The 23,936-nt window shown below is 73.1% G+C and carries 24 protein-coding genes; 8 read left to right on the top strand and 16 right to left on the bottom strand.

Annotated features, from left to right (window positions below; genetic code table 11):
• Window positions 1-23: 23 nt before the first annotated feature.
• The 4 genes from KM427_RS01730 to KM427_RS01715 form a co-directional block, all read right to left on the bottom strand.
• Window positions 24-971 (bottom strand): DUF5926 family protein, encoded by a 948-nt coding sequence (locus KM427_RS01730; RefSeq protein WP_183592303.1) that lies wholly within the window; start codon window positions 969-971, stop codon window positions 24-26.
• A 9-nt stretch (window positions 972-980) separates the two neighbouring features.
• On the bottom strand, window positions 981-1,787 hold the full coding sequence (locus tag KM427_RS01725; RefSeq protein ID WP_252274949.1) for a glycerophosphodiester phosphodiesterase family protein: 807 nt from the start codon (window positions 1,785-1,787) through the stop codon (window positions 981-983).
• A gap of 13 nt (window positions 1,788-1,800) precedes the next feature.
• Window positions 1,801-3,003 carry an ATP-binding protein gene (locus KM427_RS01720; protein WP_183592301.1) on the bottom strand — a complete coding sequence of 401 codons (1,203 nt, stop codon included), beginning with the start codon at window positions 3,001-3,003 and terminating at the stop codon, window positions 1,801-1,803.
• A 178-nt stretch (window positions 3,004-3,181) separates the two neighbouring features.
• Entirely contained in the window at window positions 3,182-3,451 is a 270-nt protein-coding gene (locus KM427_RS01715) for a hypothetical protein (RefSeq protein ID WP_215526043.1), read from the bottom strand.
• An 84-nt stretch (window positions 3,452-3,535) separates the two neighbouring features.
• Here KM427_RS01715 and KM427_RS01710 point away from each other — a divergent pair, with 84 nt between their 5' ends.
• Window positions 3,536-4,402, top strand: a complete 867-nt coding sequence (locus KM427_RS01710; RefSeq protein WP_215526042.1) for an Fpg/Nei family DNA glycosylase — start codon at window positions 3,536-3,538, stop codon at window positions 4,400-4,402.
• An 18-nt stretch (window positions 4,403-4,420) separates the two neighbouring features.
• On the opposite strand, the gene KM427_RS01705 is transcribed toward KM427_RS01710, so the two are convergent.
• Entirely contained in the window at window positions 4,421-5,110 is a 690-nt protein-coding gene (locus KM427_RS01705; protein WP_183592299.1) for a hypothetical protein, read from the bottom strand.
• Window positions 5,111-5,572: 462 nt separating this feature from the next.
• Here KM427_RS01705 and KM427_RS01700 point away from each other — a divergent pair, with 462 nt between their 5' ends.
• Both KM427_RS01700 and KM427_RS01695 read left to right on the top strand, forming a co-directional pair.
• Window positions 5,573-5,908, top strand: a complete 336-nt coding sequence (locus KM427_RS01700) for a rhodanese-like domain-containing protein (RefSeq protein ID WP_183592298.1) — start codon at window positions 5,573-5,575, stop codon at window positions 5,906-5,908.
• A gap of 156 nt (window positions 5,909-6,064) precedes the next feature.
• Window positions 6,065-6,625 (top strand): hypothetical protein, encoded by a 561-nt coding sequence (locus tag KM427_RS01695; protein ID WP_215526041.1) that lies wholly within the window; start codon window positions 6,065-6,067, stop codon window positions 6,623-6,625.
• A gap of 79 nt (window positions 6,626-6,704) precedes the next feature.
• On the opposite strand, the gene aat is transcribed toward KM427_RS01695, so the two are convergent.
• Complete coding sequence (aat, locus tag KM427_RS01690) at window positions 6,705-7,382, bottom strand: leucyl/phenylalanyl-tRNA--protein transferase (protein WP_252274947.1); 678 nt, start codon at window positions 7,380-7,382, stop codon at window positions 6,705-6,707.
• Between the two features lie 33 nt (window positions 7,383-7,415).
• Between aat and KM427_RS01685 the strand changes: the two genes are divergently transcribed.
• Window positions 7,416-8,108, top strand: a complete 693-nt coding sequence (locus tag KM427_RS01685; protein WP_215526040.1) for an EcsC family protein — start codon at window positions 7,416-7,418, stop codon at window positions 8,106-8,108.
• Here KM427_RS01685 and KM427_RS01680 read toward each other — a convergent pair.
• From KM427_RS01680 to KM427_RS01645, 8 genes are all read right to left on the bottom strand, one after another.
• Window positions 8,069-9,283 (bottom strand): hypothetical protein, encoded by a 1,215-nt coding sequence (locus tag KM427_RS01680; RefSeq protein ID WP_215526039.1) that lies wholly within the window; start codon window positions 9,281-9,283, stop codon window positions 8,069-8,071. The genes KM427_RS01685 and KM427_RS01680 overlap by 40 nt on opposite strands.
• The gene (locus tag KM427_RS01675; RefSeq protein WP_215526038.1) at window positions 9,280-10,383 is read right to left on the bottom strand and encodes a hypothetical protein; all 1,104 of its coding nucleotides are present in this window, start codon (window positions 10,381-10,383) and stop codon (window positions 9,280-9,282) included. The genes KM427_RS01680 and KM427_RS01675 overlap by 4 nt, the downstream gene beginning before the upstream one ends.
• A complete protein-coding gene (locus KM427_RS01670; protein WP_215526037.1) occupies window positions 10,380-11,474 on the bottom strand; it encodes a hypothetical protein in 1,095 nt (364 codons plus the stop codon). The genes KM427_RS01675 and KM427_RS01670 overlap by 4 nt, the downstream gene beginning before the upstream one ends.
• 10 nt (window positions 11,475-11,484) lie before the next feature.
• Window positions 11,485-12,420, bottom strand: coding sequence for a hydroxymethylglutaryl-CoA lyase (locus KM427_RS01665; RefSeq protein ID WP_215526036.1), 936 nt, complete (start codon window positions 12,418-12,420; stop codon window positions 11,485-11,487).
• A complete protein-coding gene (locus KM427_RS01660; RefSeq protein WP_215526035.1) occupies window positions 12,413-14,227 on the bottom strand; it encodes an acetyl/propionyl/methylcrotonyl-CoA carboxylase subunit alpha in 1,815 nt (604 codons plus the stop codon). The genes KM427_RS01665 and KM427_RS01660 overlap by 8 nt, the downstream gene beginning before the upstream one ends.
• A complete protein-coding gene (locus KM427_RS01655) occupies window positions 14,227-15,759 on the bottom strand; it encodes a carboxyl transferase domain-containing protein (protein WP_215527482.1) in 1,533 nt (510 codons plus the stop codon). Before KM427_RS01655 ends, KM427_RS01660 begins: the two co-directional genes overlap by 1 nt.
• An 84-nt stretch (window positions 15,760-15,843) precedes the next feature.
• Window positions 15,844-16,047 carry a YgaP family membrane protein gene (locus tag KM427_RS01650; protein WP_215526034.1) on the bottom strand — a complete coding sequence of 68 codons (204 nt, stop codon included), beginning with the start codon at window positions 16,045-16,047 and terminating at the stop codon, window positions 15,844-15,846.
• A 40-nt stretch (window positions 16,048-16,087) separates the two neighbouring features.
• Window positions 16,088-18,238, bottom strand: a complete 2,151-nt coding sequence (locus KM427_RS01645; protein WP_215526033.1) for an MMPL family transporter — start codon at window positions 18,236-18,238, stop codon at window positions 16,088-16,090.
• Window positions 18,239-18,342: 104 nt separating this feature from the next.
• On the opposite strand from KM427_RS01645, the gene trxA (KM427_RS01640) reads away from it, so the two are divergent.
• Genes trxA (KM427_RS01640) through KM427_RS01625 form a run of 4 tightly spaced genes read left to right on the top strand, consistent with a single transcriptional unit; the run spans window position 18,343 to window position 19,998 of the window.
• The gene (gene trxA, locus KM427_RS01640; protein ID WP_183595553.1) at window positions 18,343-18,714 is read left to right on the top strand and encodes a thioredoxin; all 372 of its coding nucleotides are present in this window, start codon (window positions 18,343-18,345) and stop codon (window positions 18,712-18,714) included.
• The gene (locus KM427_RS01635) at window positions 18,714-18,977 is read left to right on the top strand and encodes a metal-sensitive transcriptional regulator (RefSeq protein WP_183595554.1); all 264 of its coding nucleotides are present in this window, start codon (window positions 18,714-18,716) and stop codon (window positions 18,975-18,977) included. Before trxA (KM427_RS01640) ends, KM427_RS01635 begins: the two co-directional genes overlap by 1 nt.
• Before the next feature lie 56 nt (window positions 18,978-19,033).
• Window positions 19,034-19,420, top strand: coding sequence for a thioredoxin (gene trxA, locus KM427_RS01630; RefSeq protein WP_215526032.1), 387 nt, complete (start codon window positions 19,034-19,036; stop codon window positions 19,418-19,420).
• Window positions 19,421-19,440: 20 nt separating this feature from the next.
• The gene (locus KM427_RS01625; RefSeq protein ID WP_183595556.1) at window positions 19,441-19,998 is read left to right on the top strand and encodes an SACE_7040 family transcriptional regulator; all 558 of its coding nucleotides are present in this window, start codon (window positions 19,441-19,443) and stop codon (window positions 19,996-19,998) included.
• A gap of 16 nt (window positions 19,999-20,014) precedes the next feature.
• Here KM427_RS01625 and KM427_RS01620 read toward each other — a convergent pair whose 3' ends face one another.
• Window positions 20,015-20,686, bottom strand: a complete 672-nt coding sequence (locus KM427_RS01620; protein WP_215526031.1) for an SWIM zinc finger family protein — start codon at window positions 20,684-20,686, stop codon at window positions 20,015-20,017.
• Window positions 20,683-23,373: a DEAD/DEAH box helicase gene (locus KM427_RS01615; protein ID WP_215526030.1), complete on the bottom strand. Its 2,691-nt coding sequence runs from the start codon at window positions 23,371-23,373 to the stop codon at window positions 20,683-20,685. The genes KM427_RS01620 and KM427_RS01615 overlap by 4 nt, the downstream gene beginning before the upstream one ends.
• Between the last annotated feature and the right edge of the window lie 563 nt (window positions 23,374-23,936).

The raw sequence follows: 23,936 nt of genomic DNA, 5'->3' as shown, positions 1-23,936 counted from the left end.
CCCAGGGGTGACCGGGACGCCGATCAGCGCAGCGTGACCTGCCGGTTGGCGAGTCCGGACCGCGCGGAACGCTCCGCGGTGGTGAGGTTCGAGTCGTCGGCGAGCGCCGCGGCGAGGTCGGCCGCGATCCGCTGGGCGGGCTCCTCCAGCACCTCCGGACCGGTGCCGACGGGCAGGTCCCAGACCGGGGCCAGCAGGCCGTGGGCCCGGAACATGCCGACGAACCTCGAGCCGTCGACCAGCACGTCCTTGCCGGCCGCGTGCAGCCGCGCGAGCGCGTCGAGGAGCCGGTCCTCGGGCTCGGGCATCACCCACCGCAGGTGCTCCTTGGTGCCGACGTTGGTCCAGTACGCCGCCTCGACGCCGGCCAGCCGCGCGGTCGGCTGGGCGACCGCGTTGGCCTGCTCGAGCGCCGCGGTGGCCGCGGCCCGGTCGTCCTCGTCGACGTCGGCGAACCAGAAGTCGAATCCCTCCTGCACCTCGACCGTCAGCGCGGCGTCGTCGACGAGGTCCTGGAACCGGGCGCCGGGTCCGGGCGGGTCGGTCAGGCCGATCGCGCCCGTCTCCTCCCGGCCCACCGCGTCGAGGGCCGCCTCCAGGGCGGCGCCCAGGTCGCGCGCCGGGTCGCCGAAGTTGTGCTGCACCTGGAGGCCCAACCAGATCTCGCCGCTGTCGCGCACCATCGCCGGCGCCGCCATCGGCAGCAGCGTGCAGAGCTTGACGACCCGCTCCGGGTCGGCGGTCAGCCTCAGCGACGCGACGGCGGCGGGCACCAGCTCGCGCATCGCGACGATGTCGCACTCGGACGCCAGGCCCGCGAACGGCCGCGCGACGTACACCTCGGCGGCACCGCCGGGCGCGCCGTGGCAGGCCTTGTAGCGCTTGCCGGAGCCACAGGGGCAGGGCTGGCGCGGGCCGACCTCCCCCGGCGCGGTCTGGGGGCGGGACTTGGTGCGGGACTTCTTGGCCATGCGGGGAACCTATCCGGCCACCCCGTCGCGGTGGTCGAGAAGGTCGAGAACGTACGCCGGGCGGTCGGTGATCACCGCCTGCACCCCGAGCTCCAGGCACAGGTCCAGGTGGGCCTCGGTGTTGACCGTCCAGACGTGCATGCCGTGGCCGGCGGCGGTGATCCGCGGGCCGAGCCTCGGGTGCTCGGCGAGCTCCTTGATGCCGGGGCCGACCAGCCAGTCCGGCCCGATCAGCCGGCGCAGCATCGGCCAGTGCCGGGCGTGCTCGATCAGCATCACCAGCCGCAGGTCGGGGGCGAGCCGCTCGACCCGCTGCAGCGCGATCCGCGAGAAGCTCATCACGCGCACCGGCGACCCGGCGCGCTCCCAGCCGAAGTGCCGCAGTTGCTCGACGAGCCGACGCTCGACCAGGCCGCTGTACCGCGTCGGGTGCTTGGTCTCGATGGCGATCTCGACGCGCCGGTCGTAGTCGGCCACCGTCTCGAGGAGCGTGCGCAGCGTCAGCACCCGGTCGAGCCGCTCGTCGGGGCCGGGGGCCTCGTCGTCGAGGTCGGCCCAGGGGTTCTTCCAGGAGTGGAAGTCCAGCGCGTCGAGGTCGGCGAGCTCGCTGTTGGAGACCAACGTGCGGCTGCTCGACGTACGCCGCAGGTCGCGGTCGTGCACGCAGACGAGGTGGCCGTCGGCGGTGAGCCGGACGTCGCACTCGAGGCCCTCGGCGCCGGCGTCGAGCGCCGCGACGTAGGCCCGGAGGGTGTGCTCGGCGTTCTCGTGGCTGGCGCCGCGATGGGCGACGACCTGGGGTCTCACGGCCTTCATTCTTCCCCGTGGGTCAGCGGCTGCGGAGGAACCGGCCGAAGTGTGGCACGGTGAACGCCACGCTGCCCCGCTCGGCGGCGTAGACGAGGCCCTTCTTGATCAGCCCGTCGCGCGCGGGCGAGAGCGACTGCGGCTTGCGGCCGAGGTGGCGCGCGATGTCGGACGTGGCCACCGCGGCGTCGCCGTGCTCGGCGCCGAGGTCGGCCATCGCCGACATGTAGTCGCGCTCGGCGGGCGTGGCCCGCTCGTACCGCGCACCGAAGAAGCCGACCGCGAGCTCGGCCTCCGCGTCGGGTGCGGCGGCGTGGACGTCGGCGGCGCGGACCGGCGACCCGACCGCGGCGTCCCAGGTGACCTTGCCGTAGGCCTGCACGAAGTAGGGGTAGCCGTCGGTGAGCCGGTAGAGCTCGTCGAGCGCCTCCTGCTCGAACTCCACCCCCTCGGAGCCGGCCGGGACGGTCCAGGCCCGGTCGGCCATCTCGCGCGGCAGCCGGTCGACGCTGACGTAGCGGAACAGCCGCTCGGCGTAGGACTTGGACGCGGCGAGCGCGACCGGCAGGTGTGGCAGGCCGGCGCCGACCACGATCAGCGGCGCGCCCTGCTGGCTGATCTCGTGGCAGGCGCCGCAGAGCGCCGCGAGCTCGGCGGTGGCGGCGTCCTGCATCTCGTCGACGAAGAGCGCGACGCCGACGCCGAGGTCGCCGGCCAGGGTCGCGACGTCGGTGAACAGCTCGACCAGGTCGAGCTCGAGGTCGCCCGAGTCGGCGCGGCCCTTGGCGGCGGTGACGTCGACGGGCGGGGTCCAGCGTCGCCCGGCCCGCGCGGCGGCCCGGCGATCGTCGAGCGTGGTCGTCAGCGCGAAGCTCTTGAGCACGCCCGCGACCTCGTCGACCCGGTCGGGGTCCCGGTGCCGGTGCGCCACCTCGCGCACCGCGGCGTGCACCGCCTGCGCGACCGGGATCCGGACGCTCTGGTCGGGCCGTGCCTCGATCTTGCCGGTCCCCCACGCCCGGCGCACGGCCTGGCCGCGGAGGGCGTTGAGCAGCACGGTCTTGCCGACCCCGCGCAGCCCGGAGAGCACCATGCTCCGCTCCGGACGGCCGGCGGCGACCCGCTCCAGCGTCACCTCGAACTGCTGGAGCTCGCGGTCGCGGCCGGCCAGCTCGGGCGGTCGCTGGCCGGCGCCCGGTGCGTAGGGATTCCGGATCGGGTCCATGTGTTCGACGGTATCCGGGTGTCTAGGGGATTTCGTAGATTTGGCGGCATGCCGTCGCGCGCGTCGGTTTCATCAAGGGATGAAGGCGGAGTCACGCTTCCCAAGGTGAGCACAGCGAGGGATGCGCGACTTGATCCTCATCCCTTGATGAACCGGCGGCCGCCGTGACGAACCGGCCTCAGGCGGACTCGGCCGTCCCAGCCTCGATCTCATCGAGCCGCTCACGGGCGTCGTCGTAGGAGCGCACCAGCCCGGCGCGCAGCAGCTCGATCAGCGCGGGCACCTCGTCGACGGCCAGCCGGAAGCTGCCGGCGCACACGTTGTCGCGCCACAGCGACAGCACGACCAGGCCCGACTCGTGGTGCCAGCTCACCCGCAGGGCGCGGTCGTCACCCCGGGCGTCGAGGTAGATCGACCCCAGCTCGGGGAGCGGGCGCACGACGGACACGCCCCCATGATGCTCCCGGAAGTCGACGCCTGTCATCGGTTCCGCCAGGTCGCCGGGCCTGCCCAGCTTCATTAGACTCGCGCCGTGCCCGAGCTGCCCGAGGTGGAAGCGCTGGCCCTCGACCTCCGGGGGCGGCTCGACGGCCACGCGATCGCGAAGATCCACGTGGCGCAGTTCAGCGCCCTCAAGACCTTCGATCCTCCGCTGAGCGCGCTCGAGGGCACGCTGGTCGACGACGTCACCCGGCACGGCAAGTTCCTCGACATCGAGGCGTCCGGACTGCACCTCGTGCTCCACCTCGCCCGCGCCGGCTGGGTGCGCTGGCGCGACGAGGTGCCCACGATCCCGCCGAAGCCGAGCACCAAGTCGACGCTCGCGCTCCGGATCGTGCTCGACGACCAGTCCGGGCTCGACGTCACCGAGGCCGGCACCCGCAAGAGCCTCGCGGCGTACGTCGTCCGCGATCCGCAGGACGTGCCCGGCATCGCCAGCCTGGGCCCCGACCCGCTGACCGACGACTTCACGATCGACCGCCTGCGGGCGATCCTGGAGCGGGAGGGCGGCAAGCAGCTCAAGGGCGTGCTGCGCCACCAGGGCACGATCGCGGGCATCGGCAACGCCTACTCCGACGAGATCCTGCACGCCGCGAAGATGTCGCCCTTCAAGCCCGCCGGCCACCTCGCCGACGAGGAGCTCGAGGTGCTGTACGCCGCGCTGCGCACCACCCTCGGCGACGCGGTCGACCGCTCGCGCGGCCTGGCGGCGAGCGAGCTGAAGGGCGAGAAGAAGTCCAACCTCGCCGTCCACGGCCGCACCGGCAAGCCCTGCCCGGTCTGCGGCGACACGGTGCGTGAGGTCTCCTTCGCCGACTCGAGCCTGCAGTACTGCCCGACCTGCCAGACCGGCGGCAAGCCGCTCGCCGACCGGCGGATGAGCAAGCTGCTGAAGTAGTCCCCGGGCCCAGGCCCGTCAGAAGGTGACGTCCCCTTGCGTGATGGCGGCCTGCTGGGCAGCCAGGACTGTCGGCACCGTGCTACAGCCGTCGATGAATGTTCGTGCGTCGGGATGCACCATCGCTGCGACCTCGAGAATGGCGTCGTAGACCTGTTGCAGGGGAGAAACGTAGATCGGTTCGTGATGGGCGATGCGATTGCGCAGGTGTTGTATGTCGCGAAGCTTGGCGTGGACGTAGCGGCGACCGTGCTGGGCATGCGGGAACGCCTTGACCAGGCGTGGTTGCCAGAGCGTCGTTTCGTAGCGCAGGGCGAGGTTCGAGTGGACTCCTTCACTGAGGAGCCCGACCCACAGCCCGAACGAGGTTGCTGCGACGACCTGGTCGGGCGTCGGACTGGCCGTTCCGCGCTGCTGGAGGGTGGTGATGGCCGAGGTGAGGTGCGCCCTCTCTCCAGCGCACAGGTTCAGATGTGGGTCGTTCCACCAGTCGGCGCGTTTCCGGCCAATGGTGAGCTGGTCGTGAATGGCATTTCGGATGGCGATCTCAACGATGCCGATCGGCCCCCAGAAGGCAGCTGCGGCAGCATGATTCCAGCCGTAGAGCCGGGCAGCGTAGATGCGGTTCCCGCCGTAACGGGAGAGGTAGCGATTGAAGCGTGGCCCGCCGATGAATGCTTCAAGACCTGCGAGGGATGCGGGGTCCAACGTAGCCCCTAGAAGACAGTAGCCCCAGGGGTCCGGCTCTCGCCGAAGGTCCCTGGGGCGCTACGTGTACGAGTATGGTCGGCACCGGCCCCGACTTCAAGTCGATCGATGGCGTGAGTTGCGATGCCTCGATCCATGTCGCTCCCTCCTCGTCGCCGGTGCCTGTCTGCGGCAATCTGCCACGGGGCACCGACATGGTCGGGAGACGCACAGCGCACCTCGGGGTCGTCGGGACGGCGCGGGGAGCCTAGTGCCGTGCGTCGGAAGTTCTTGTGCGCTTCGCGCACCCATGGCACGCACGCTGCGGCGTTGCCGTCGCTGGCGAGACGGGCGGGTATGGCGGCGCTCCGGCGCCTGGCAGCCTACGCACCCTGAGCACGCCAACCGTTCAACAACTTCCAACGCACGGCACTAGTGTCGGATCATCGACCGCGCAGCCGAACGCCCCAGAGAGGCCGACCGATGACCCAGATCCCGACCGTCGCCGTCGACGGCGTACCCGACCCGCTTCCGGAGGGGTTGGTGGTGCTCGACGTGCGCGAGCCGGTCGAGTGGGCCTACGGCCACATCGAGGGCGCCCTGCACATCCCGCTCTCGCTGCTGCCGCTGCGCCTCGACGAGCTGCCGGCCGGGCAGACGCTGGTGGTCTGCAAGATCGGCGGCCGCTCCGCGCAGGCCGTCTCCTGGCTCCAGCAGCAGGGGTACGACGCGGTCAACCTCGCCGGCGGGATGCTCGACTGGGAGGGCGCCGGCCGGCCGATGGTCAGCGACACCGGACAGCCGCCCCAGGTCGTCTGACGCTCACCGCCGGATCGCGGGCAGCGGCGGGCGCAGCGCCCGCGGCAAACAACAGACAACAGCAGACATCGGAGTTCGACGGGTTTCTGACGGGATCTTCACGGGCGGCCGCGAAGGTGTCCGTCGTCCGATGTTCGACAGCTGATGGGAGTTGTGATGATGAAGCGTAAGACCCGTCGACTCGCGGCCGCGGGTATCGCGGTGGGTGCGATCGGCGGCCTGGGCGCAGGCGTGCTGGGCACGGGTGCGGCGCAGGCCGCGCACGCGGAGATCGATCGTTCCGGGAACGGCGGCGGCCTCGCGTCGATGTCCTCGCCGTTCATCCCCGGGGTCGAGCACGTTGCCGCCGACGTGCTGCTGCACCTGGATCCGGACGGTGGGCCGGAGGGCGCCAGCTACGAGGGTCCGGCGGGCTCGAAGTGGAACGGCCCGGCCGACCGGGTCGAGACCGATGGTGACGGTCTGGCCGCGATGTCCTCGCCCTACCTTCCCGGCGTGATGCATCTGCCCGCCACGGTCGGGCTGGCGCTCGGCCCGGGCGGGAGCCTGGAGGGCGCGCGGTACCTCGCCCGGGAGGGGTCGATCTTCGACGGCCCCGTCGCGGAGGTCGACGCTCGCGCGCAGGCGTTCTGGGACGAGCAGGTCGCCGCCGGCGCCACCCCGGAGCAGGCCGACCGGAGGCTCGCCGGCCTCGTCGACCGAGGCAACGCGGAGTAACCGCGCGACGAGGGAGGGCCCGGCACCGCCGTCACCGCGGGCCGGGCTCTTCCCCTTCCCGGATGGGTCGCTCGCCGCCTCAGCGCCAGATCGCGGGCAGCGGCGCGCGCAGCGCCCGCGACAGCAGCCCCAGGTACGTCGTGCGCTGGATCTCGACCACGCCCAGCGAGGCCAGGTGCGGGGTCATCCACTGCACGTCGAGCAGCCGCGCGTCGACGTACTCGTCACGGAGCAGCCCGACCAGCCCGACCAGCGCGACCTTCGACGCGTCGCGCTCGTGGTGGAACATCGACTCACCGGCGAACAGCCCGCCCACGGCGACGCCGTACAGCCCGCCGGCCAGCCGACCGTCGCGCCAGGCCTCGACGGAGTGCGCCCAGCCGAGCTCGTGCAGCCGCAGGTACGCCGATCGGATGTCGCCGTCGATCCAGCCCTGCGGCCGGGCCGGGTCGGCGCACGCGTCGACGACGTCGGCGAACGCCGTGTCGACGCGGATCTCGAAGTCGCGGCACGACCGCCGCAGCGACCGCGACACGACCAGCCCGTCGAGCGGCAGCACCCCGCGGTCCACCGGGCAGAACCAGTGCAGCGGGTCCCCCGGCTTGCCTCCCGGCATCGGGAACAGCCCGCGCCGGTACGCCGCGAGCAGCGTGCCCGGCTCCAGGTCGGCGCCGATGCCGACCATGTCGTCGAACAGATGCTGGCCCAGCGGTTCGCCGAACGACCAGCGCGACGGTGGCGGTTCGACGGGCGGCACAGGGTCGACGGTAGCGGTCCGTACGATCGAGACATGGCAGGAAAGGGCAGCGTGAGCAGGATGGCGGGGCGCTACGTCGCGCCGCGGTTGCCCGCGCTCGCCCCCGACCTCAACGCCGGCTTCGTGCGGGAGGCCCTGCACCGCGCGATCCACGGCATCGGACCGCTGGCCCCGGCGGCGGTCGCGGCGGAGCGCCGGCTGCACGACGCCCGCGGGCACCGCAGGCGCGCGCTGAACGCGATCATCGACGACCACGTCCGCTACGCGGGCGCCCAGGGCATGCTGACCAGCGTCGGCGGGGCGTTCACGGCCGTGGTCACCGTGCCCACGAACATCACCGGCCTGGCCCTGATCCAGGCCCGGATGGTGGCGGCGATCGCCCACCTGCGCGGCTACGACCTCGACGACCCCCGCGTGCACGACGCGGTGCTGGCCTGCCTGCTCGGCGAGGAGAAGGTCGACGCGCTGGTGCGGGCCTGCAAGATCCCCGCGCCGCCGATGGCGCTGGCCACCGCGCCGGTGCACGATCCCGAGACCCAGCGGGTGCTCGCGGCCGAGGTGACCTCCGAGCTGGTCGCCAAGGTGGCCGGCAAGCGCGCCGCCGTCGCGGTCACCCGCAAGGTGCCGATCGTCGGCGGCGTGGTCGGCATGGGCGTCGACGGGCTCGCGACCTGGCGGATCGGCCGCTACGCCGGCTCGGAGCTGCGCCCGCGGGCGCGGCGGTAGGCCCGGAGCAGTCCGCGGCCGAGCTGGCCGTCCTGGAGCCGGCGCACGGTGCGCTCGCGCCAGCGGTACGTCGGTCGCAGGTAGGAGCGCTCCAGCGCCTTCTGGGTGTCGAGCAGCTCGGCGCGCAGCTGGGCCTCGACGTGCCGCAGCCGGGCCGCCTCGAGCAGCACCGCCTTGAGCGCGTCGACGCCCGCCTCGGCCACCTGGGCCTCGTCGGGGTGGTCGGGGTCGACGTAGTCGGTCACCGCGGGCGCACCGACCAGGTCGCGCAGGTCGCCCACCACGTCGTACCCACGCCCCTCGATCTCCTCGATCCACGACGAGGTCACCTCGCTGACCCACGGGTGCAGCTCGGGCGGCAGCGCGAGGCGCGGCGAGCCGCTGCGCTGCGAGAGCGTGTTGTGGGCGAGCAGCTCGCGCACGAGCGGCCGGTAGTCGGCGGGCTCGAGCTCCTGGTTGGCGGCGCGGTTGAGGCGGCGCACCAGCGTCGTCTCCGGTACACCGAGCGACGGGTTGGCGCGCTCCGCCTCGAGGTCGAGGTCGAGCCCGTCGAGGCCGAACACGAGGCTGAACCGCTTCCAGAGCAGCTGCTGCGGGCCGCCGGGGGGCGGCACGGTGACCACGTGGATCCGCTCGGGCGGCAGGTCGTGGCCCCACCGGTCGAGGATGTCGGGCAGCTCCTGGACGCCCCAGAACCACGTCGAGATGCGGGTGTCGCGCGCCGGGTCGCGGATCTGGTCGAGGAAGGCCCGGTAGGGCAGCCCGGCGCGGTGCTTGACGTTCTCCTGCCACTCCGCGGGCAGCTGGCGCACCAGGTCGCGCGCGGAGATCACCAGGTGGATCTCGGTGCCGTCGCCGTGGCCGAGCGAGGCGAGCGCGCGGCCGGCCTGCGCGCGCGAGGCGGTCGCGAGGATCTCGTGGCTGACGATCGCGGTGCCGCGGTGGCGGCGGACCCGCTCGGCGAGCCGGTCCCAGGCGCCCACGGCCTCGGCCTCGAGGCCGCCCCAGGGCATCCGCATCAGGTCGAGCGCCGCCAGGAAGTGGGCGTCGAAGCGGTCGGCCGGATAGAGGATGCCCGAGCTCGCGAGCCGGCGCCGGTTGCGGAACAGCACGTCCTGGAGGTACGACGTGCCGGTCTTCGGCGTGCCGACGTGCAGGAGGACCTTCGCGCTCACGGTGCTCCTCCACTCCGGTCCAGCAGCAGGCGCATCCCGAGCGCCAGCGCGCCGGCGTCCGACGGCTCGGGGACGCCGGGGCGAGTCACGGGCAGCAGGCCGTCCGGATCGCCGTGGACAGGGTAGCCACCGCGCAGCAGCGCGTCGCGCATCCGGGTCGCCCGCCCGTGCACCCGCTCCAGGTGCCGGGCGGGCAGCACCAGCTCCGGCCCGGGCGCGCTCGCGAGCCACGGCAGCAGCGTGGCGCGCAGCAGATCGCGACGCAGTGGGGGTACGGCGAGCAGCCCGATCACCTGCCCGACCCGGCGGGCCAGGTCGACGGCGTCGGCCGACAGGCGGGGCGCGCCGGCGGGAGCCCGGCGCACCCGCACCAGGCGCGGGACGGCGTCCAGGTCGAGCACGATCCGCACCCGGTGCCGGCCGACGTGGCCGCGCCAGAAGTCCGCCGTGCGGGCCAGGTCGACACGCTGCGGGAGGTCGCCGCGCACCGCCCGCGCGACCCACTCGCGGAAGGGCGGCGCGCCGTACCCGAGGCTCCGGGCGGTCCACTCGTCGACGAGCATCCGGCCCAGGTCGGCGCCGAGTACCAGCACCACCGAGCCACGTCCGCCCGGCGGCCGGCCGCGGGCGATCAGGTCGCGGCGCCGCGGGTCGGCCAGCACCGGGTCGCCGACCAGGCGGTAGCGCTGCCGCCACGGCCGGACCGCGCGGGCGCGCGGCGGCTCGGGCAGGCCGGCGGCGACCACGTCCTCGGCGAGCAGGCCGGCCAGCACGCGCAGCAGCTCGTCGTCGGGGAGGTCCGCGGGATCGACGGGCCCGGGGCCGAAGGGCCGCGGCTCGACGGCGCCCGCCAGCTCGAGGTCGGGGCGGCCGCGGCCGGGGGCGCTGGCCTCGAGCACCCGGCCGACCAACGCAGCCGGGACCGGCGCCGTGAGGTTGAGGCGGCGCAGCAGCTCGAGCTGCTGGGCGCCCGGCAGGTAGCGGCCGCCGGGCTCGCCGGCGCCCGACCACTCACTCCACGGCGTCGCGCCCCCGTCGCGCAGGTGGGCGTGCCACCCCCACGCCCGCCGGAGGCCCGGAGAGTCGGGGTCGGGGCTCACCGCTCCCGCAGCCGTTCGGCCTGGGTGCGCATCCGCGAGACCAGGGTCCGGTCGGGGTCCGAGCGGCGCGCGGCCTCGCGGGTCATCGCCGCGAGCGCGTTGAGGGCGGTCTCGAGCTGTCGCTTGCGGCCGACCCGGTCGGGGTGGCGGTAGCGCTCGCCGGGGTCGGGGCGCACCGGCCGCAGCTCGTCGACGTCGCCGACGACGTGGACGCCGCTGCCCTCGATCCACTCGATCCAGCGCTCCGCCCGCTCCTCGGCCCAGTCGAAGTGGTCGGGTGGCAGGCGGACCGCGGCCGACTCGCGGCGCACCAGCTCACCCTGGTCGAGCAGGTTGCGGATCAGCTCGTCGTACGCGCCCTCGCGGCGGGTCGCGCGCTTCATCCGCTTGTTGAGCTGGCGGATCACCTGCGTCTCGGCGCGGCCGAGCGACTGGTTGGAACGATCGCTGTCGAGCGGGGCCCAGGCGGGGTCGATGCCAAGCACCTCGCACATCCGCTCCCACAGCGGCTCGCCGTGCCGGCGCTCGTCGACGGACTGCGGGATCGTCACGACGTGCACGCGCTCGGGCGGCAGCCCCGCGCCCCACGTGCCGAGCACCCGCGGCAGGTCGAAGGCGCGGCTGAACCACGTCTTGTTCTGCACCATCCGCTCGAGGAACCGCTCGTAGGTCCACGCCCGGCCCTGCTTGATGCTCTCCTGCCACGCGGCGGGCACCTGCCGCGCCAGATCGCGCGCGGTGTAGACGACGTGGATCTCGGCGCCGGCGAGGTCGCGCATCGCACGGGCGACCTGGTCGGACACCGCCGGGGCGAGGATCTCGTGGCTGATCACCACGGTGCCGGTGCGGCGCCGGACCTTGCGCGCCATCGCCGACCAGCCGCCCTCGGCGTGCCCGGGCGGGCCGCCCCAGTCCTGACCGAGGAGGTCGAGGGCCGCGCGGAAGTGGAACAGCGCCGGGATGACGGTCGCGCCACCGGGGAAGTGGATCCCGTGCGGCGCCAGCGTGCCCGCGTTGATGGCGAGCCGATCCTGCAGGTACGTCGTGCCCGTCTTGGGCGCGCCGACGTGCAGGTAGACCCTCCGGCTCATGCTGTCCCGCTCATGCCGGCGATTGTGCCAAAGCGCGGACGACGGCGGACGGACTGGGCCGCCCGAGCTGCCCGGCCATCCAGACGCTGGTCGCGACGACCTGGTCGAGCGCGACCCCGGTCTCGATGCCGAGCCCGCGCAGCATCCACACGAGGTCCTCGGTGGCGAGGTTGCCGGTGGCGCTCCTCGCGTACGGACAGCCGCCCAGGCCGCCCGCGCTCGCGTCGTACGTCGTGACGCCGGCCAGCAGCGCGGCGTAGGTGTTGGCGAGCGCCTGGCCGTAGGTGTCGTGGAAGTGCATCGCCAGCTGGTCGAGGCCCATGCCGGCCGCCTCGAACGCGCCGACGAGCGCGGTCACGTGGCCGGCGGTGCCGACGCCGATCGTGTCGCCGATGCTGAGCTGGCTGGCGCCGAGGTCGAAGAGCCGCTTGCCGACGCCGACCACCTGCTCGATCGGCACCGCCCCCTCCCACGGGTCGCCGAAGCACATCGACACGTAGGCGCGGACGTCGAGGCCGGCGTCGCGGGCCCGGCGTACGGTCGGCTCGAACATCGCGAACTGCTCGTCGAGGCCGCGGTTGAGGTTCTTCCGCGCGAAGGTCTCGGTGGCGGAGCCGAAGATCGCGATGTGCCGAGCGCCGAGCTCGAGGGCCCGGTCGAGGCCGCGCTCGTTGGGCACCAGCACCGGGCAGTCGCGGCCGGCCTCGCCGAGCAGCCCCATCAGGTCGGCGGCGTCGGCGAGCTGCGGTACCCACGTCGGGTGCACGAAGCTGGTGGCCTCGACGATCGGCAGTCCGGCGGCCAGCAGCCGCTGCACGAACTCCACCTTGACTCCGGTGGGCACGAGCGCCTTCTCGTTCTGCAGCCCGTCGCGGGGGCCGACCTCGTAGATCGTCACCCGGTCGGGGAGTCCGTCCTGGCGGACCGGCATCGGGAGCTCATGCATGCGGCTGCACCTCCATCAGGGTGGCGCCGAGCGCGACCTGCGACCCGGTCGAGGCGGCCAGGCCGTCGACCGTGCCGTCGAACGGCGCCTTCAGGGACAGCTCCATCTTCATCGCCTCGAGCACGAGGAGCACCTGGCCGGCCTCGACGCGGTCCCCCTCGGCGACCCGGACGTCGAGGACGGTGCCGGGCATCGGGGCGATGATCACGCCGTCGCCCGGGTCGGCGGCGTGGTCGCCGAAGACGTCGGGCCGCTCGAACACGAACCGCTGGCCCTGGTGCACCACCTCGACCCGGTCGGACCGGACGTCGGCCACCGGCAGGTCGTGCGGCTCCGGCCCGGTCAGCCGCACCCGCTCGTCGAGGTCGATGACCACCGGCGCCGGCGCCGCGCCGAGGCGGAACCCGTCGGAGCGGAACGGTCCGTCGTCCTCGGGCCGGGCGCGGAAGACCGCCCACGCCGCCAGCCGACGGGCCTCGGCGGGGTCCGGGGCGGGTACGTCGTGGCGGTCCAGCCAGGCCGTGTCGATCGTGGCGTCGCGGAACTCGTCGCTCGCCACCAACACCCGCAGGAAGCCGGTGTTGGTGGTCAGCCCGAGGATCGCGGTCGCGTCGAGCGCGTCGACCAGCGCGGACCGGGCCTCCTCGCGGGTGGCGCCGTGGGCGATGACCTTGCCGAGCATGGGGTCGTACGCCGTGCTCACGACCTGCCCGCTCTCCAGCGCCTGGTCGACCCGCACGGTGGTTGAGGAAGGCGCGCTAGCGCCTGTCTCGACACCACCGTCGGGCCAGCCCACGTACGTCGCCCGGCCGGCCTGGGGCAGGAAGCCGCCGAACGAGTCCTCGGCGTACACCCGGGCCTCGATGGCGTGGCCGCTGACGGTGACGTCGTCCTGGGTGATCGGCAGCGGCTCGCCCGCGGCGACGCGGAGCTGCAGCTCGACGAGGTCCAGCCCGGTGATCAGCTCGGTGACCGGGTGCTCGACCTGGAGGCGCGTGTTCATCTCCAGGAAGTAGGCCTCGCCGGTGCCCCCGTTTGCCTCAGGGTCGAGCAGGAACTCCACGGTGCCGGCGTTGCGATACCCAACTTGTTTGGCCAGGGCGACCGCGCTCGACGTGACGAGCTCGCGGATCTCCGGCGTGATCGTCGGGGCGGGGGCCTCCTCCAGCACCTTCTGGTGCCGGCGCTGGGTGGAGCAGTCCCGCTCGAAGAGGTGGACGACGTCGCCGTGGGCGTCGGCCATGACCTGGACCTCGATGTGCCGGCCACGCTCGACGTACTTCTCGATGAGCAGGGTGTCGTCGCCGAAGGCGCTCCTGGCCTCGCGGGCCGCGGCGGCCGTGGCCTCCGCGAGCTCGGCCTGCTCGCGGACGATGCGCATGCCCTTGCCACCGCCGCCGGCGGCGGCCTTCACGAGCACGGGGAACGAGATCGGTGGTTGAGGAGGGCGTTCTGCGCCCGTCTCGAAACCCCCGAGCTCGTACGACGGCACGACCGGGACGCCGGCGGCCACGGCGATCTCGCGGGCGTGGTCCTTGCGGGCCATCGCCTCCATCGCCTCCGGTGGCGGGCCGATCCAGGTCAGGCCGGCGGCGGTGACGGCGCGGGCGAAGGCCGGGTTCTCCGAAAGGAAGCCGTAGCCGGGGTGCACCGCGTCGGCACCGGCGGCCAGCGCCTGCGCGATCTGCGCCTCGACGTCGAGGTAGTCGCCGCTGCTGGCGGTGGCTGCGATGCCGAGCCGGTGGCAGGTGCGGGCGACCCGGGCGGCGATCTCGCCGCGGTTGGCGATGAAGACGGACTCGATCATCACATTCTCCAGACACCGTACGACGGCGCGGGGACGGGCGCGTTGGCGGCGGCCGCGAGGCCGAGCCCGAGGACGCGGCGGGTGTCGGCGGGGTCGATGATCCCGTCGTCCCAGAGACGGGCGGTGGCGTAGTACGGCGAGCCCTGGGTCTCGTACTGCTCGCGGATCGGGGCCTTGAGATCCTCGTCGTCGGGCCGGCCGGCGACGGTGGCGAGCACCGACGCGGCCTGCTCACCGCCCATCACGGAGATGCGGGCGTTGGGCCACATCCACAGGAAGCGCGGGTCGTAGGCGCGGCCGCACATGCCGTAGTTGCCGGCGCCGAACGAGCCCCCGATGACGACGGTGAACTTCGGGACGACCGAGCAGGCGACCGCGGTGACGAGCTTGGCGCCGTCCTTGGCGATGCCGCCGTTCTCGTACTCCTTGCCGACCATGAAGCCGGAGATGTTCTGGAGGAAGACCAGCGGGATGCCGCGCTGGTTGCACAGCTCGATGAAGTGCGCCCCCTTGAGCGCGGACTCGCTGAAGAGGATGCCGTTGTTGGCCACGATGCCGACCTGGTGGCCCCACACGTGTGCGAACCCGGTCACCAGCGTCTCGCCGTACAGCCGCTTGAACTCGTGGAAACGGCTGCCGTCGACGATCCGCCGGATCACCTCCCGCACGTCGTACGGCGTGCGGGTGTCGGCCGGCACGACGTCGTAGAGCCCCGACGGGTCCTCGTGCGGCTCCTCGACCTCGATCGGTGGTTGAGGAGGGCGTTCTGCGCCCGTCTCGAAACCACCACCCCGCGGCAGGGTGCCGACGATGCTGCGCACGATCGCGAGCGCGTGGGCGTCGTCCTCGGCGAGGTGGTCGACCACGCCCGACGTGCGCGCGTGCACGTCGCCGCCGCCGAGCTCCTCGGCCGTGACGACCTCGCCGGTCGCGGCCTTCACCAGCGGCGGGCCGCCGAGGAAGATCGTGCCCTGGTTGCGCACGATCACGGTCTCGTCCGACATCGCCGGCACGTAGGCGCCGCCGGCGGTGCACGAGCCCATCACGCTGGCGATCTGCGGGATGCCGCGCGCGGACAGGTTGGCCTGGTTGAAGAAGATCCGGCCGAAGTGTTCGCGGTCGGGGAAGACCTCGTCCTGCATCGGCAGGAACGCGCCACCGGAGTCGACGAGGTAGACGCACGGCAGGTGGTTGTCGCTCGCGACCGTCTGCGCACGCAGGTGCTTCTTGACCGTCATCGGGTAGTAGGTGCCGCCCTTGACGGTGGCGTCGTTGGCGACGACCACGACCTCGCGCCCGCTCACCCGGCCGATGCCGGTGACGACGCCGGCCGCCGGCACGGCCCCGCCGTACATGTCGTACGCCGCCAGCGGGCTCAGCTCGAGGAACGGGCTGCCCGGGTCGAGCAGCCGGTCGACCCGGTCGCGCACCAGCAGCTTGCCCCGGTCGGTGTGCTTGGTGCGGGCCGCCTCGCTGCCGCCCAGCCGGGCGATCGCCAGCCGCTCGCGCAGCTCGTCCACCAGCTCCTTCATGTGGCTCACGGAACCAAGGTTAGCGATCGTTAACCAACGGGTCCACCGGTCGCGTCGACCGGTGGACCCCTCGACGGGGACGGCTCAGCGGAAGGCGCAGCCCGCCGAGAGCCCGAGGCGCCGGAAGAGCACCGCGGCCGGACAGAAGCCGGTGATGCTCGACTGGAGCAGGTTGAGGCCGACGAAGGCCGTCAGCAGCAGCCACCACGGCGACAGCACGGCGACCAGCAGCGCGCTCACCAGGACCATGCTGCCGGCGAGGGCGAGGACGGCACGGTCCAGGTTCACGCCAGGGACGGGACGACACATGGGATCTCCTCTCGTCGGGTCAGCCGTGGCTGAACCGGATGTCGGGAAGGACGCGGCGCAGCCAGCGCGGCGACCACCAGGCGGCCCGCCCGGTCAGGCGGAGCAGGACCGGCAGCAGGACGAGCCGGACCAGGAAGGCGTCGAGCAGGACGGCGACGCCGAGCACGATGCCCATCTCCTTGGGCGGCAGCGGTCCGGACAGGGCGAAGGTGAAGAACACCGCGACCATGACGGCGGCCGCCGCGAAGATCACCCGGCCGGAGTGCGCCATCGCGCCGACCATCGCCTCGCGCGCGTCACCGGACCGCTCGAAGTGCTCCTTGGCGGAGGCGAGCAGGAACACGGTGTAGTCCATCGCGATCGCGAAGATCATCGCGAAGAAGAAGACCGGCGCCCAGGCGTCGAGGAACCCCTGGTGCTCGAAGCCGAGCAGGCCGCTGCCCCAGCCTTCCTGGAAGACCAGGCGCGCCACGCCGAAGGCCGCCGCGGTGGACAGCAGGCTGGCGAGCGTGCCGAGCAGCGCGATCAGCGGCGCCTGCAGCGCGACGAGCAGGAGCAGAAAGCCGAGCCCGAGGATCACGCCCAGGACCAACGGCGTCGACTCGTCGAGCTGGGCCTTCAGGTCGAGGTTCTCGACCGCCGCGCCGCCGACGTACGCCGAGGGCGGGAGGTCGGCGCGCAGCCGGTCGACGGTGTCCCCGATCGCCGGATCCGACGGGTCGACGGTCGGGACGGCCGAGATCAGCACCAGACCGCTGTCGTCCGCGGCCGGCTGACCGGGCATGGCGCCGGCGATGCCGACGTCGGCGGCGAGCACCTCGGCGGCGGCGTCCGCGTCGTCGGCGTCGACCACGACCTGCAGGGTGCCCGGGGCGCCGTCACCGAACGCCGTCTGGACCGTGTCGTAGCCGACCCGTGCGCTGGCGTCGTCCGGCAGCACCTTGATGGAGGGCATCGCGGTCTGCAGGCCGAGGATCGGGGCGGCCAGGGCGAACAGCACGACCAGCGAGCCGAGGCCGTAGCGCCACGGCTTGCTCCAGAGGCGCTCGCCCCACCGGGCGAAGCGGGGCGAACGGTGCTCGCCGCCGTGCACCCACTTCAGGGCGAGCTTGTTGATGCGCAGGTCGAGCTTCGCGAGCACCAGCGGCAGCAGCGTCAGCGTGGCCGCGAGCACGAAGACGACGGCGAGCATGATGCCGCCGGCCATCGAGCGGAACGCCGGCGACGGCACGAGCATCACCGCCGAGAGCGACACGAGCACGGTGAGACCGGAGAGCAGCACGGCCTTGCCGGCGGTGTCCATGGTCTCGGCGACGGCGTCGGCGACCGACCGCTCGCGCCCCATCCGGGCGGCGCGGTAGCGGACGACGAGGAACAGGGCGTAGTCGATGCCGAGGGCGAGCGCGAACATCATCGCGAAGTTCATCGCCCAGATCGAGACCGGCACGAACTGGTTGATCAGCACCAGCGAGCCGGCCGAGGCGACCAGCCCGGCCAGGGTGAGCAGCAGCGGGAGTCCGGCGGCGACGAGCGCGCCGAAGGCCAGCACCAGGATCGCGAGCGTCACCGGCCAGGAGATCATCTCCGACGTCAGCATCGCCTCGAGGTTCGCCTCGTTGAAGTCGGCCCAGAGCTGGGAGGCGCCGGTCGGATGCACCTGGACCGAGCCGGTCGCGAGCTCCTGGAGCGGCTCGGTCAGATCCTTGGCCGCCCGCACCATGTCGTCGGTGGACGCGTCGGCGCCGGCGAGCAGGACCGCGGTGTGCCCGTCCTCGCTCAGCGTCGCCCCCGGCTGCGGCTGGATCACCTGCGCGATCCGGACGTCCCCCTCGAGAAGCGCCGTGGCCTCGGCGAGGACAGCGGCGCCGTCGCCCTCGGTGACCCGACCGTCGGGGTCGTGGACGACCACCTGGAGGGCGGAGCTGGCGTTCCCGCCGAAGTGCTCCTGCGCGAGCTCGCGGGCGGCGACGGAGTCGGAGGAGTCGGCCTGCCAGCCGGCGCCGGAGAGCTCGGCCTCCACCCGCGGCGCGAAGATGCCGAGCCCGACGACGAGGACGACCCAGAGGAGCGCCGTCAGCCGGGCATGTCGGAGCACGGCGAGGCCGAGCCGCCCGAGCGGGCCGGGCCGGGTCGTCGCCGAGACGACGACCCGGTCGTGGATGGAGGTCATGCGCTTCCCCTTCTCTCCCAAGGAATACCCCTGGGGGTATATTCGGTTGCACACGTTAACACCCCCGGGGGTATCGTCAAACCCGGACCGAACCAAGGAGAGAGATGAGCACCACCACCCTGACCACCGCCGACTTCGAGGCGACCGTGACCGGCGACGGCATCGTGTTCGTGGACTTCTGGGCGTCCTGGTGCGGCCCGTGCCGCCAGTTCGCGCCGGTCTTCGAGGCCGCGTCCGAGGCCCACCCGGACGTCGTGTTCGGCAAGGTCGACACCGAGGCGGAGCAGTCCCTCGCGGCGGCCGCCCAGATCACCTCGATCCCGACGCTGATGGCCTTCCGCGACGGCATCCTGGTCTTCAACCAGCCCGGCGCCCTGCCCGCACCCGCGCTCGAGCAGGTGATCACCGCCGTCAAGGAGCTCGACATGGACGACGTCCGCGCCCAGGTCGCAGCGCAGCAGGGCCAGGAGGGCTGATGGAGCTCGACCCGACCGAGATGACCTCGGTCATCAACCGCATCAAGCGCGCCCGCGGCCAGCTCGACGGCGTGCTCCGGATGCTCGAGGAGGGCCGGGAGTGCGAGGACGTCGTGACCCAGCTGGCCGCCGTCTCCAAGGCCCTCGACCGGGCCGGGTTCGCGATCGTCGCCACCGGCCTCCAGCAGTGCCTGACCGCCGGCGACGGCCTCGAGGGGATGGACGTGAAGAAGATGGAGAAGCTCTTCCTCTCCCTCGCGTGAGGAGCGGCCGAGCCGCCCGGCGGAATGCTGGGCGCTCGCCGCTCGTTGTCCGAAGCATGACCACCACCGCCCTGACCGCCGACACCTTCGAGCAGACCGTCGTGGAGAACGACATCGTGCTCGTGGACTTCTGGGCGTCCTGGTGCGGCCCGTGCCGCCAGTTCGCGCCGGTCTTCGAGGCCGCCGCCGAGCGGCACGACGACGTGGTCTTCGGCAAGGTCGACACCGAGGCGGAGCAGTCCCTCGCGGCGGCCGCCCAGATCACCTCGATCCCGACGCTGATGGCCTTCCGCGACGGCATCCTGGTCTTCGCCCAGCCCGGCGCCCTGCCCGCACCCGCGCTCGAGCAGGTGATCACGGCGGTCAAGGACCTCGACATGGACGACGTACGCCGTCAGATCGAGGCCCAGGATTCGGGCGAGCAGCCGAACGAGCAGGGTTAACAACCTCTAACCTTGGCGGCATGAGCCGCCCCACGGATCGACGCAGTCAGATCCTCGAGACCGCGGCGGGGCTGTTCGCGTCTCGCGGCTACCACGGGGTGTCGGTCGCCGACCTCGGCGCCGCGTGCGGGATCTCCGGCCCGGCGCTCTACAAGCACTTCGACTCCAAGCAGGCGATGCTCGCCGAGATGCTGGTCTCGATCAGCGAGGAGCTGCTCCGGGTGGGCCGGCAGCGGGTGGCCGACGCCCAGGGGCCCGACGCGGCGCTCGAGGCGCTGGTCGCGTGGCATGTCGACTTCGCGCTGCGGCACCGGCCGCTGATCGTGGTCCAGGACCGCGACTGGGAGTCGCTGCCCGCCGACGCGCGCGAACAGGTGCGCAGCCTGCAGCGCGAGTACGTCGACCTGTGGGCCACCCAGCTCCGCGGGCTCGACCCCGCGCTCGACCTGTCCGCCGCGCGGGCGATGGCGCACGCGGCGTTCGGGCTGATCAACTCCACACCGCACAGCGGCCTGCTCGCCGACCCGCGGATGCGGGACCTGCTCACCCGGATGGCGCTCGGGGCGCTCCGCGGCTGAGCGGCTCGCCCGCCGGTCAGGCCTCGGCGCCGGCTACCCCGCCGTCGGACTCCAGCAGCCGCGCGGCGTACAACGCGGCCTCGACGGCCAGGTCGAGGTCCACGTCGGGGTCGGCGCCGGCCGACGCGGCGGACTGCCGCGCGTGCAGGCGCGCCAGCAGCTCGTCGCGGGGCAGGCCGCGCAGCTGGAAGAGTACGAACGGGTCGGCGTCGAGCAGCCACGCCAGCTGGGAGAGCACGGCGAGCGCGTGCACGCAGGGGTCGGCCCAGTGGTCGCACCCGCAGGCCGAGCCGAGCTCGAAGCCGCTCGGCAGCAGCTCGGCCCCGGACTCCTCCGCCTGCTCGACCAGGTCGTGGGGGAGGTCGCCGGCGAGCAGCGCGGCGATCCGCCCGGCCTCGGCGGCCACGGTCTCCACGAGCGCGGCCAGTCCGGCGTCGTCGAGCACCGGCAGGGATCCCTCGACCGTCCAGAGCCCGCGCGCGTCGTCGACCGACGCGACGTAGCGCCCCGGCTCGGTCGCGATCTGCCCGACGTGACCGCCTCGGGCGAGCGCCCGCGCCGCCCGGGCATCCGCCTCGGCGTACGCCGCCTCCTCGACGGCCCGGACCCAGGCCTTGCCCCACCAGGTGGTGGCGCGGACGCCGCCGCGGCGCGCCGGGACCCGGGGGTGCAGGATCGCTCCGGTCATTCGTCGGCGGCCTCCGGCCGCAGGGTCACGAGCTCGCGGAGCTCGTCGTTGCTGAGCTCGGTCAGCGCCGCCTCGCCGCGGCCGAGCACGGCGTCGGCCAGCGCCCGCTTGCGGCCCAGCATCTCGGCGATCCGCTCCTCGATCGTGCCGCGCGTGATCATCCGGTGCACCTGCACCGGGCGGGTCTGGCCGATCCGGTAGGCGCGGTCGGTGGCCTGCTCCTCGACGGCGGGGTTCCACCAGCGGTCGACGTGGATCACGTGGTCGGCGCGGGTCAGGTTGAGCCCGGTGCCGCCGGCCTTGAGCGAGAGCAGGAAGACCGACGCCTCACCGCCCTGGAAGCGCCGCACCATCGCCTCGCGCTCGCGCACCGGTGTGCCGCCGTGCAGCAGCTGGTGGGGTACGCCGGCCCGCGCGAGGTGGGACTCGAGAAGCCGGGCCATCGCGACGTACTGGGTGAAGACCAGGGCCGCGCCGTCCTCGGCGAGCACGGTGCCGAGCAGCTCGTCGAGCAGGTCGATCTTCTGCGAACGGCCCGGGAGCCGGACCGCTGACTGCTTGAGGAAGTGCGCCGGGTGGTTGCAGATCTGCTTCAGGCCGGTGAGCAGCTTGAGCACGAGGCCGCGTCGGGTGTCCTCGTCGGAGCGCTCGATGCGCTCCATGATGTCGCGCACGAACGACTCGTAGAGCACCACCTGCTCGCGGGTCAGCCCCACCCGGTGGTCGGTCTCGGTCTTCGCCGGCAGCTCCGGTGCGATGCCCGGGTCGGACTTGCGGCGGCGCAGCAGGAACGGCTCGATCAGGTCGGCGAACTGCTTCGCCTTGGTCGGCTCGCGGCCCGACTCGATCGGGCCGGCCCACACCTTGCGGAAGGCGTTGCGGCTGCCGAGCAGGCCCGGGATCGCCCAGTCGAGGATCGCCCACAGCTCGGTGAGGTTGTTCTCGACCGGCGTGCCGGTCAGCGCCACCCGCGCCCGGCTCGGGATCGAGCGCAGCGCCCGCGAGGTGGCGGTGCGCGGGTTCTTGACGTGCTGGGCCTCGTCGGCGACGACGAGGTCCCACGCCACCTCCGCGAGCCGCTCGGCGTCGCGCTGCATGGTGCCGTACGTCGTCAGCACGAACCCGTCACCCGCGCCCTCGAGCTCGCGGGCGCTGCCGTGGAAGCGCACCACCGGCGTACCGGGGGCGAAGCGGCGTACCTCGTCCTCCCAGTTGCCGAGCAGGCTGGCCGGGCAGACCACGAGCGTCGGGCCGGTCGCCCCGCGCTCGCGGCGGTGCAGGTGCAGCGCGATCAGCGTGATCGTCTTGCCGAGGCCCATGTCGTCGGCGAGGCAGGCGCCGAGGCCGAGCGAGGTGAGCTCGGCCAGCCAGGTCAGCCCGTGCCGCTGGTAGTCGCGCAGCGTCGCCGCCAGCGCCTCGGGTGGCTCGACCGGCTCCCGGGTCGCGGCGGTGAGCAGCCGCTCGCGGACCTGGAGCAGGCTGGCGCCGACGATCACCTGCTCCTGGGCGGCGTCCTGCGGCCCGACCTGGACCACTCCGGTCAGTGCGGCCGCGACCGCCTCGGCCGGGCGCACGGTGCGCAGCAGCCGCTTGCGGGCCTTCCGGACGATCGCCGGGTCGACGACCGTCCAGTTACCGCGCAGCCGCATCAGCGGCGTGGCCGACGACGCCAGCTGGTCCATCTCCGCCTCGGTGAGCGGGTCGCCGTGCAGGGCCACCTGCCACTTGAACGCGAAGAGCGACTCGGTGCCGAGCAGCGGCTCGTTCAGCGGCTCTACTCGTGCCCCTGACGGCGCGGCGCGGTCGAGCGTCGCGGTGGCGCTCAGGTCGCGGCCCAGGCTGCGCGGCCACAGCACGTCGACGCCGCGCTCGCGCAGCGCGCCGACCCCCTCGTCGAGCAGGCTGACCAGCTCGTCGGTGTCGAGCACGATCTGGTCGGGCACCCGCAGCTCGAGCAGCCGGTCGAGCACCGGCCACGCGTCGGCCGCGGCCCGCAGCGCGATCGTGGCGTGGGTGCGCGCGCGGTCGCCGAAGCCGTGCTCGTCGGAGCCGTGGGTCCAGAGCACCGCCAGGTCGCACAGGTGCAGCGGGTTCTGCTCGTCGTGCGCCTGGGGCACGAGGCGTACGGCGCCCGCGATCAGCTCCTCCTCGTCGGCCTCCACCCGGAGGGAGAGCCGCACCAGGTGCGGCAGGTCGCCCGCCTCGACCCGGCGGTGCCGGGCCAGCCGGGACTGCAGCCGCTCCTCGAACGTCGGGCCCCGCGGCGCCACCGGCCTGCGCTCGGGCACCTCCACCGGGGGCTGCCGGGGCATCGCGTCGACGACCGCGTCGATCAGGTCGCGCACCACCCGCTCGTCGTCGCGCTGGGCCCGCGACAGCATCTCGATCCGGTCCTCGTCGTCGGCGTCGAGGCCGCTCACCCGCCAGCTCGGCGGGCCGCCGTCCCCCGCCGCGGCCGGCGCGAACTTGCCCGCCGCCACCAGCCGCATCCCCAACAGCGCCGCCCCGCTCAGCAGCCCGACGCTCGGGTGCAGGTCGTCGCGGCTGCGCGCCTTGGTGAGCACCGGCAGCGCCGCCCGGATCGGCAGCGCCACGGTGCGCCGGGCGTCGCTGAACTCCACGACGCCCTCCCGCGGCGGCTCCCCCGCCCGGAACGTCGCGGGGCCGGTGAGCGGGACGAAGGACACGACGTAGAACGTAGCCCGCGGTCCCGACAGCGCCCGGGTCGTGTGCCTGTGCACGCGCGATCCCGCGGCGTCAGGCACACGACCTCACACGGGGAGTGCCAGCACCGGGTCCGGGTCTCGGTGGCACACGTCTGGCCGCGGCGAAAGACATTGCGCCCACTACGGGCACGTCACACTGCGCTCGAGTCCGGCCGCGATGGGGATCCCGCAATTATGCGGGTCAGCGTTCGAGTGCTCTCAGCTCCACCAACTCGGCGCGGGCTGAACGCAGCCGTCCCAGGCCGACGTCAATCAAGGTTGCCGGATTCCATGAAAGTGTCGGATCCCCCGCGTATCGTCCATTGACCGGCCCGGCAGGGTGGGGGTGCCTCGGAAGCAAGGGAGCGCAGGTGGACCAGGAAGCACAACTAATCTCCGTGGCCTTGGTGCGGTACGCCGACTCTTGCCCGCCGGCTTTGCACCCGGACTGCCCGTACGCCGAAGAGTCGGACGGGAACCGAACCTGCCATTCACAGTGCCGAGACGAGGTTGTGCGCCTCTCGAATCCCGGACACACTGGCGGG

Origin of the sequence: Nocardioides sp. LMS-CY, from assembly GCF_018732145.1 — a bacterium.
GTDB lineage: Bacteria > Actinomycetota > Actinomycetes > Propionibacteriales > Nocardioidaceae > Nocardioides > Nocardioides soli.
Note: the sequence above shows the minus strand (reverse complement) of the source record. Positions and strands in the feature narration are given on the sequence as shown.

Excerpts from the sequence above, each read along its gene's own strand:
- KM427_RS01730 (WP_183592303.1), bottom strand. The coding sequence starts at position 971 with ATGGCCAAGAAGTCCCGCACCAAGTCCCGCCCCCAGACCGCGCCGGGG.
- KM427_RS01725 (WP_252274949.1), bottom strand. The coding sequence starts at position 1,787 with ATGAAGGCCGTGAGACCCCAGGTCGTCGCCCATCGCGGCGCCAGCCAC.
- KM427_RS01720 (WP_183592301.1), bottom strand. The coding sequence starts at position 3,003 with ATGGACCCGATCCGGAATCCCTACGCACCGGGCGCCGGCCAGCGACCG.
- KM427_RS01700 (WP_183592298.1), top strand. The coding sequence starts at position 5,573 with ATGACCCAGATCCCGACCGTCGCCGTCGACGGCGTACCCGACCCGCTT.
- KM427_RS01695 (WP_215526041.1), top strand. The coding sequence starts at position 6,065 with ATGATGAAGCGTAAGACCCGTCGACTCGCGGCCGCGGGTATCGCGGTG.
- KM427_RS01685 (WP_215526040.1), top strand. The coding sequence starts at position 7,416 with ATGGCAGGAAAGGGCAGCGTGAGCAGGATGGCGGGGCGCTACGTCGCG.
- KM427_RS01670 (WP_215526037.1), bottom strand. The coding sequence starts at position 11,474 with ATGAGCCGGAGGGTCTACCTGCACGTCGGCGCGCCCAAGACGGGCACG.
- KM427_RS01665 (WP_215526036.1), bottom strand. The coding sequence starts at position 12,420 with ATGCATGAGCTCCCGATGCCGGTCCGCCAGGACGGACTCCCCGACCGG.
- KM427_RS01660 (WP_215526035.1), bottom strand. The coding sequence starts at position 14,227 with ATGATCGAGTCCGTCTTCATCGCCAACCGCGGCGAGATCGCCGCCCGG.
- KM427_RS01655 (WP_215527482.1), bottom strand. The coding sequence starts at position 15,759 with ATGAAGGAGCTGGTGGACGAGCTGCGCGAGCGGCTGGCGATCGCCCGG.
- KM427_RS01645 (WP_215526033.1), bottom strand. The coding sequence starts at position 18,238 with ATGACCTCCATCCACGACCGGGTCGTCGTCTCGGCGACGACCCGGCCC.
- trxA (WP_183595553.1), top strand. The coding sequence starts at position 18,343 with ATGAGCACCACCACCCTGACCACCGCCGACTTCGAGGCGACCGTGACC.
- KM427_RS01635 (WP_183595554.1), top strand. The coding sequence starts at position 18,714 with ATGGAGCTCGACCCGACCGAGATGACCTCGGTCATCAACCGCATCAAG.
- trxA (WP_215526032.1), top strand. The coding sequence starts at position 19,034 with ATGACCACCACCGCCCTGACCGCCGACACCTTCGAGCAGACCGTCGTG.
- KM427_RS01625 (WP_183595556.1), top strand. The coding sequence starts at position 19,441 with ATGAGCCGCCCCACGGATCGACGCAGTCAGATCCTCGAGACCGCGGCG.
- KM427_RS01620 (WP_215526031.1), bottom strand. The coding sequence starts at position 20,686 with ATGACCGGAGCGATCCTGCACCCCCGGGTCCCGGCGCGCCGCGGCGGC.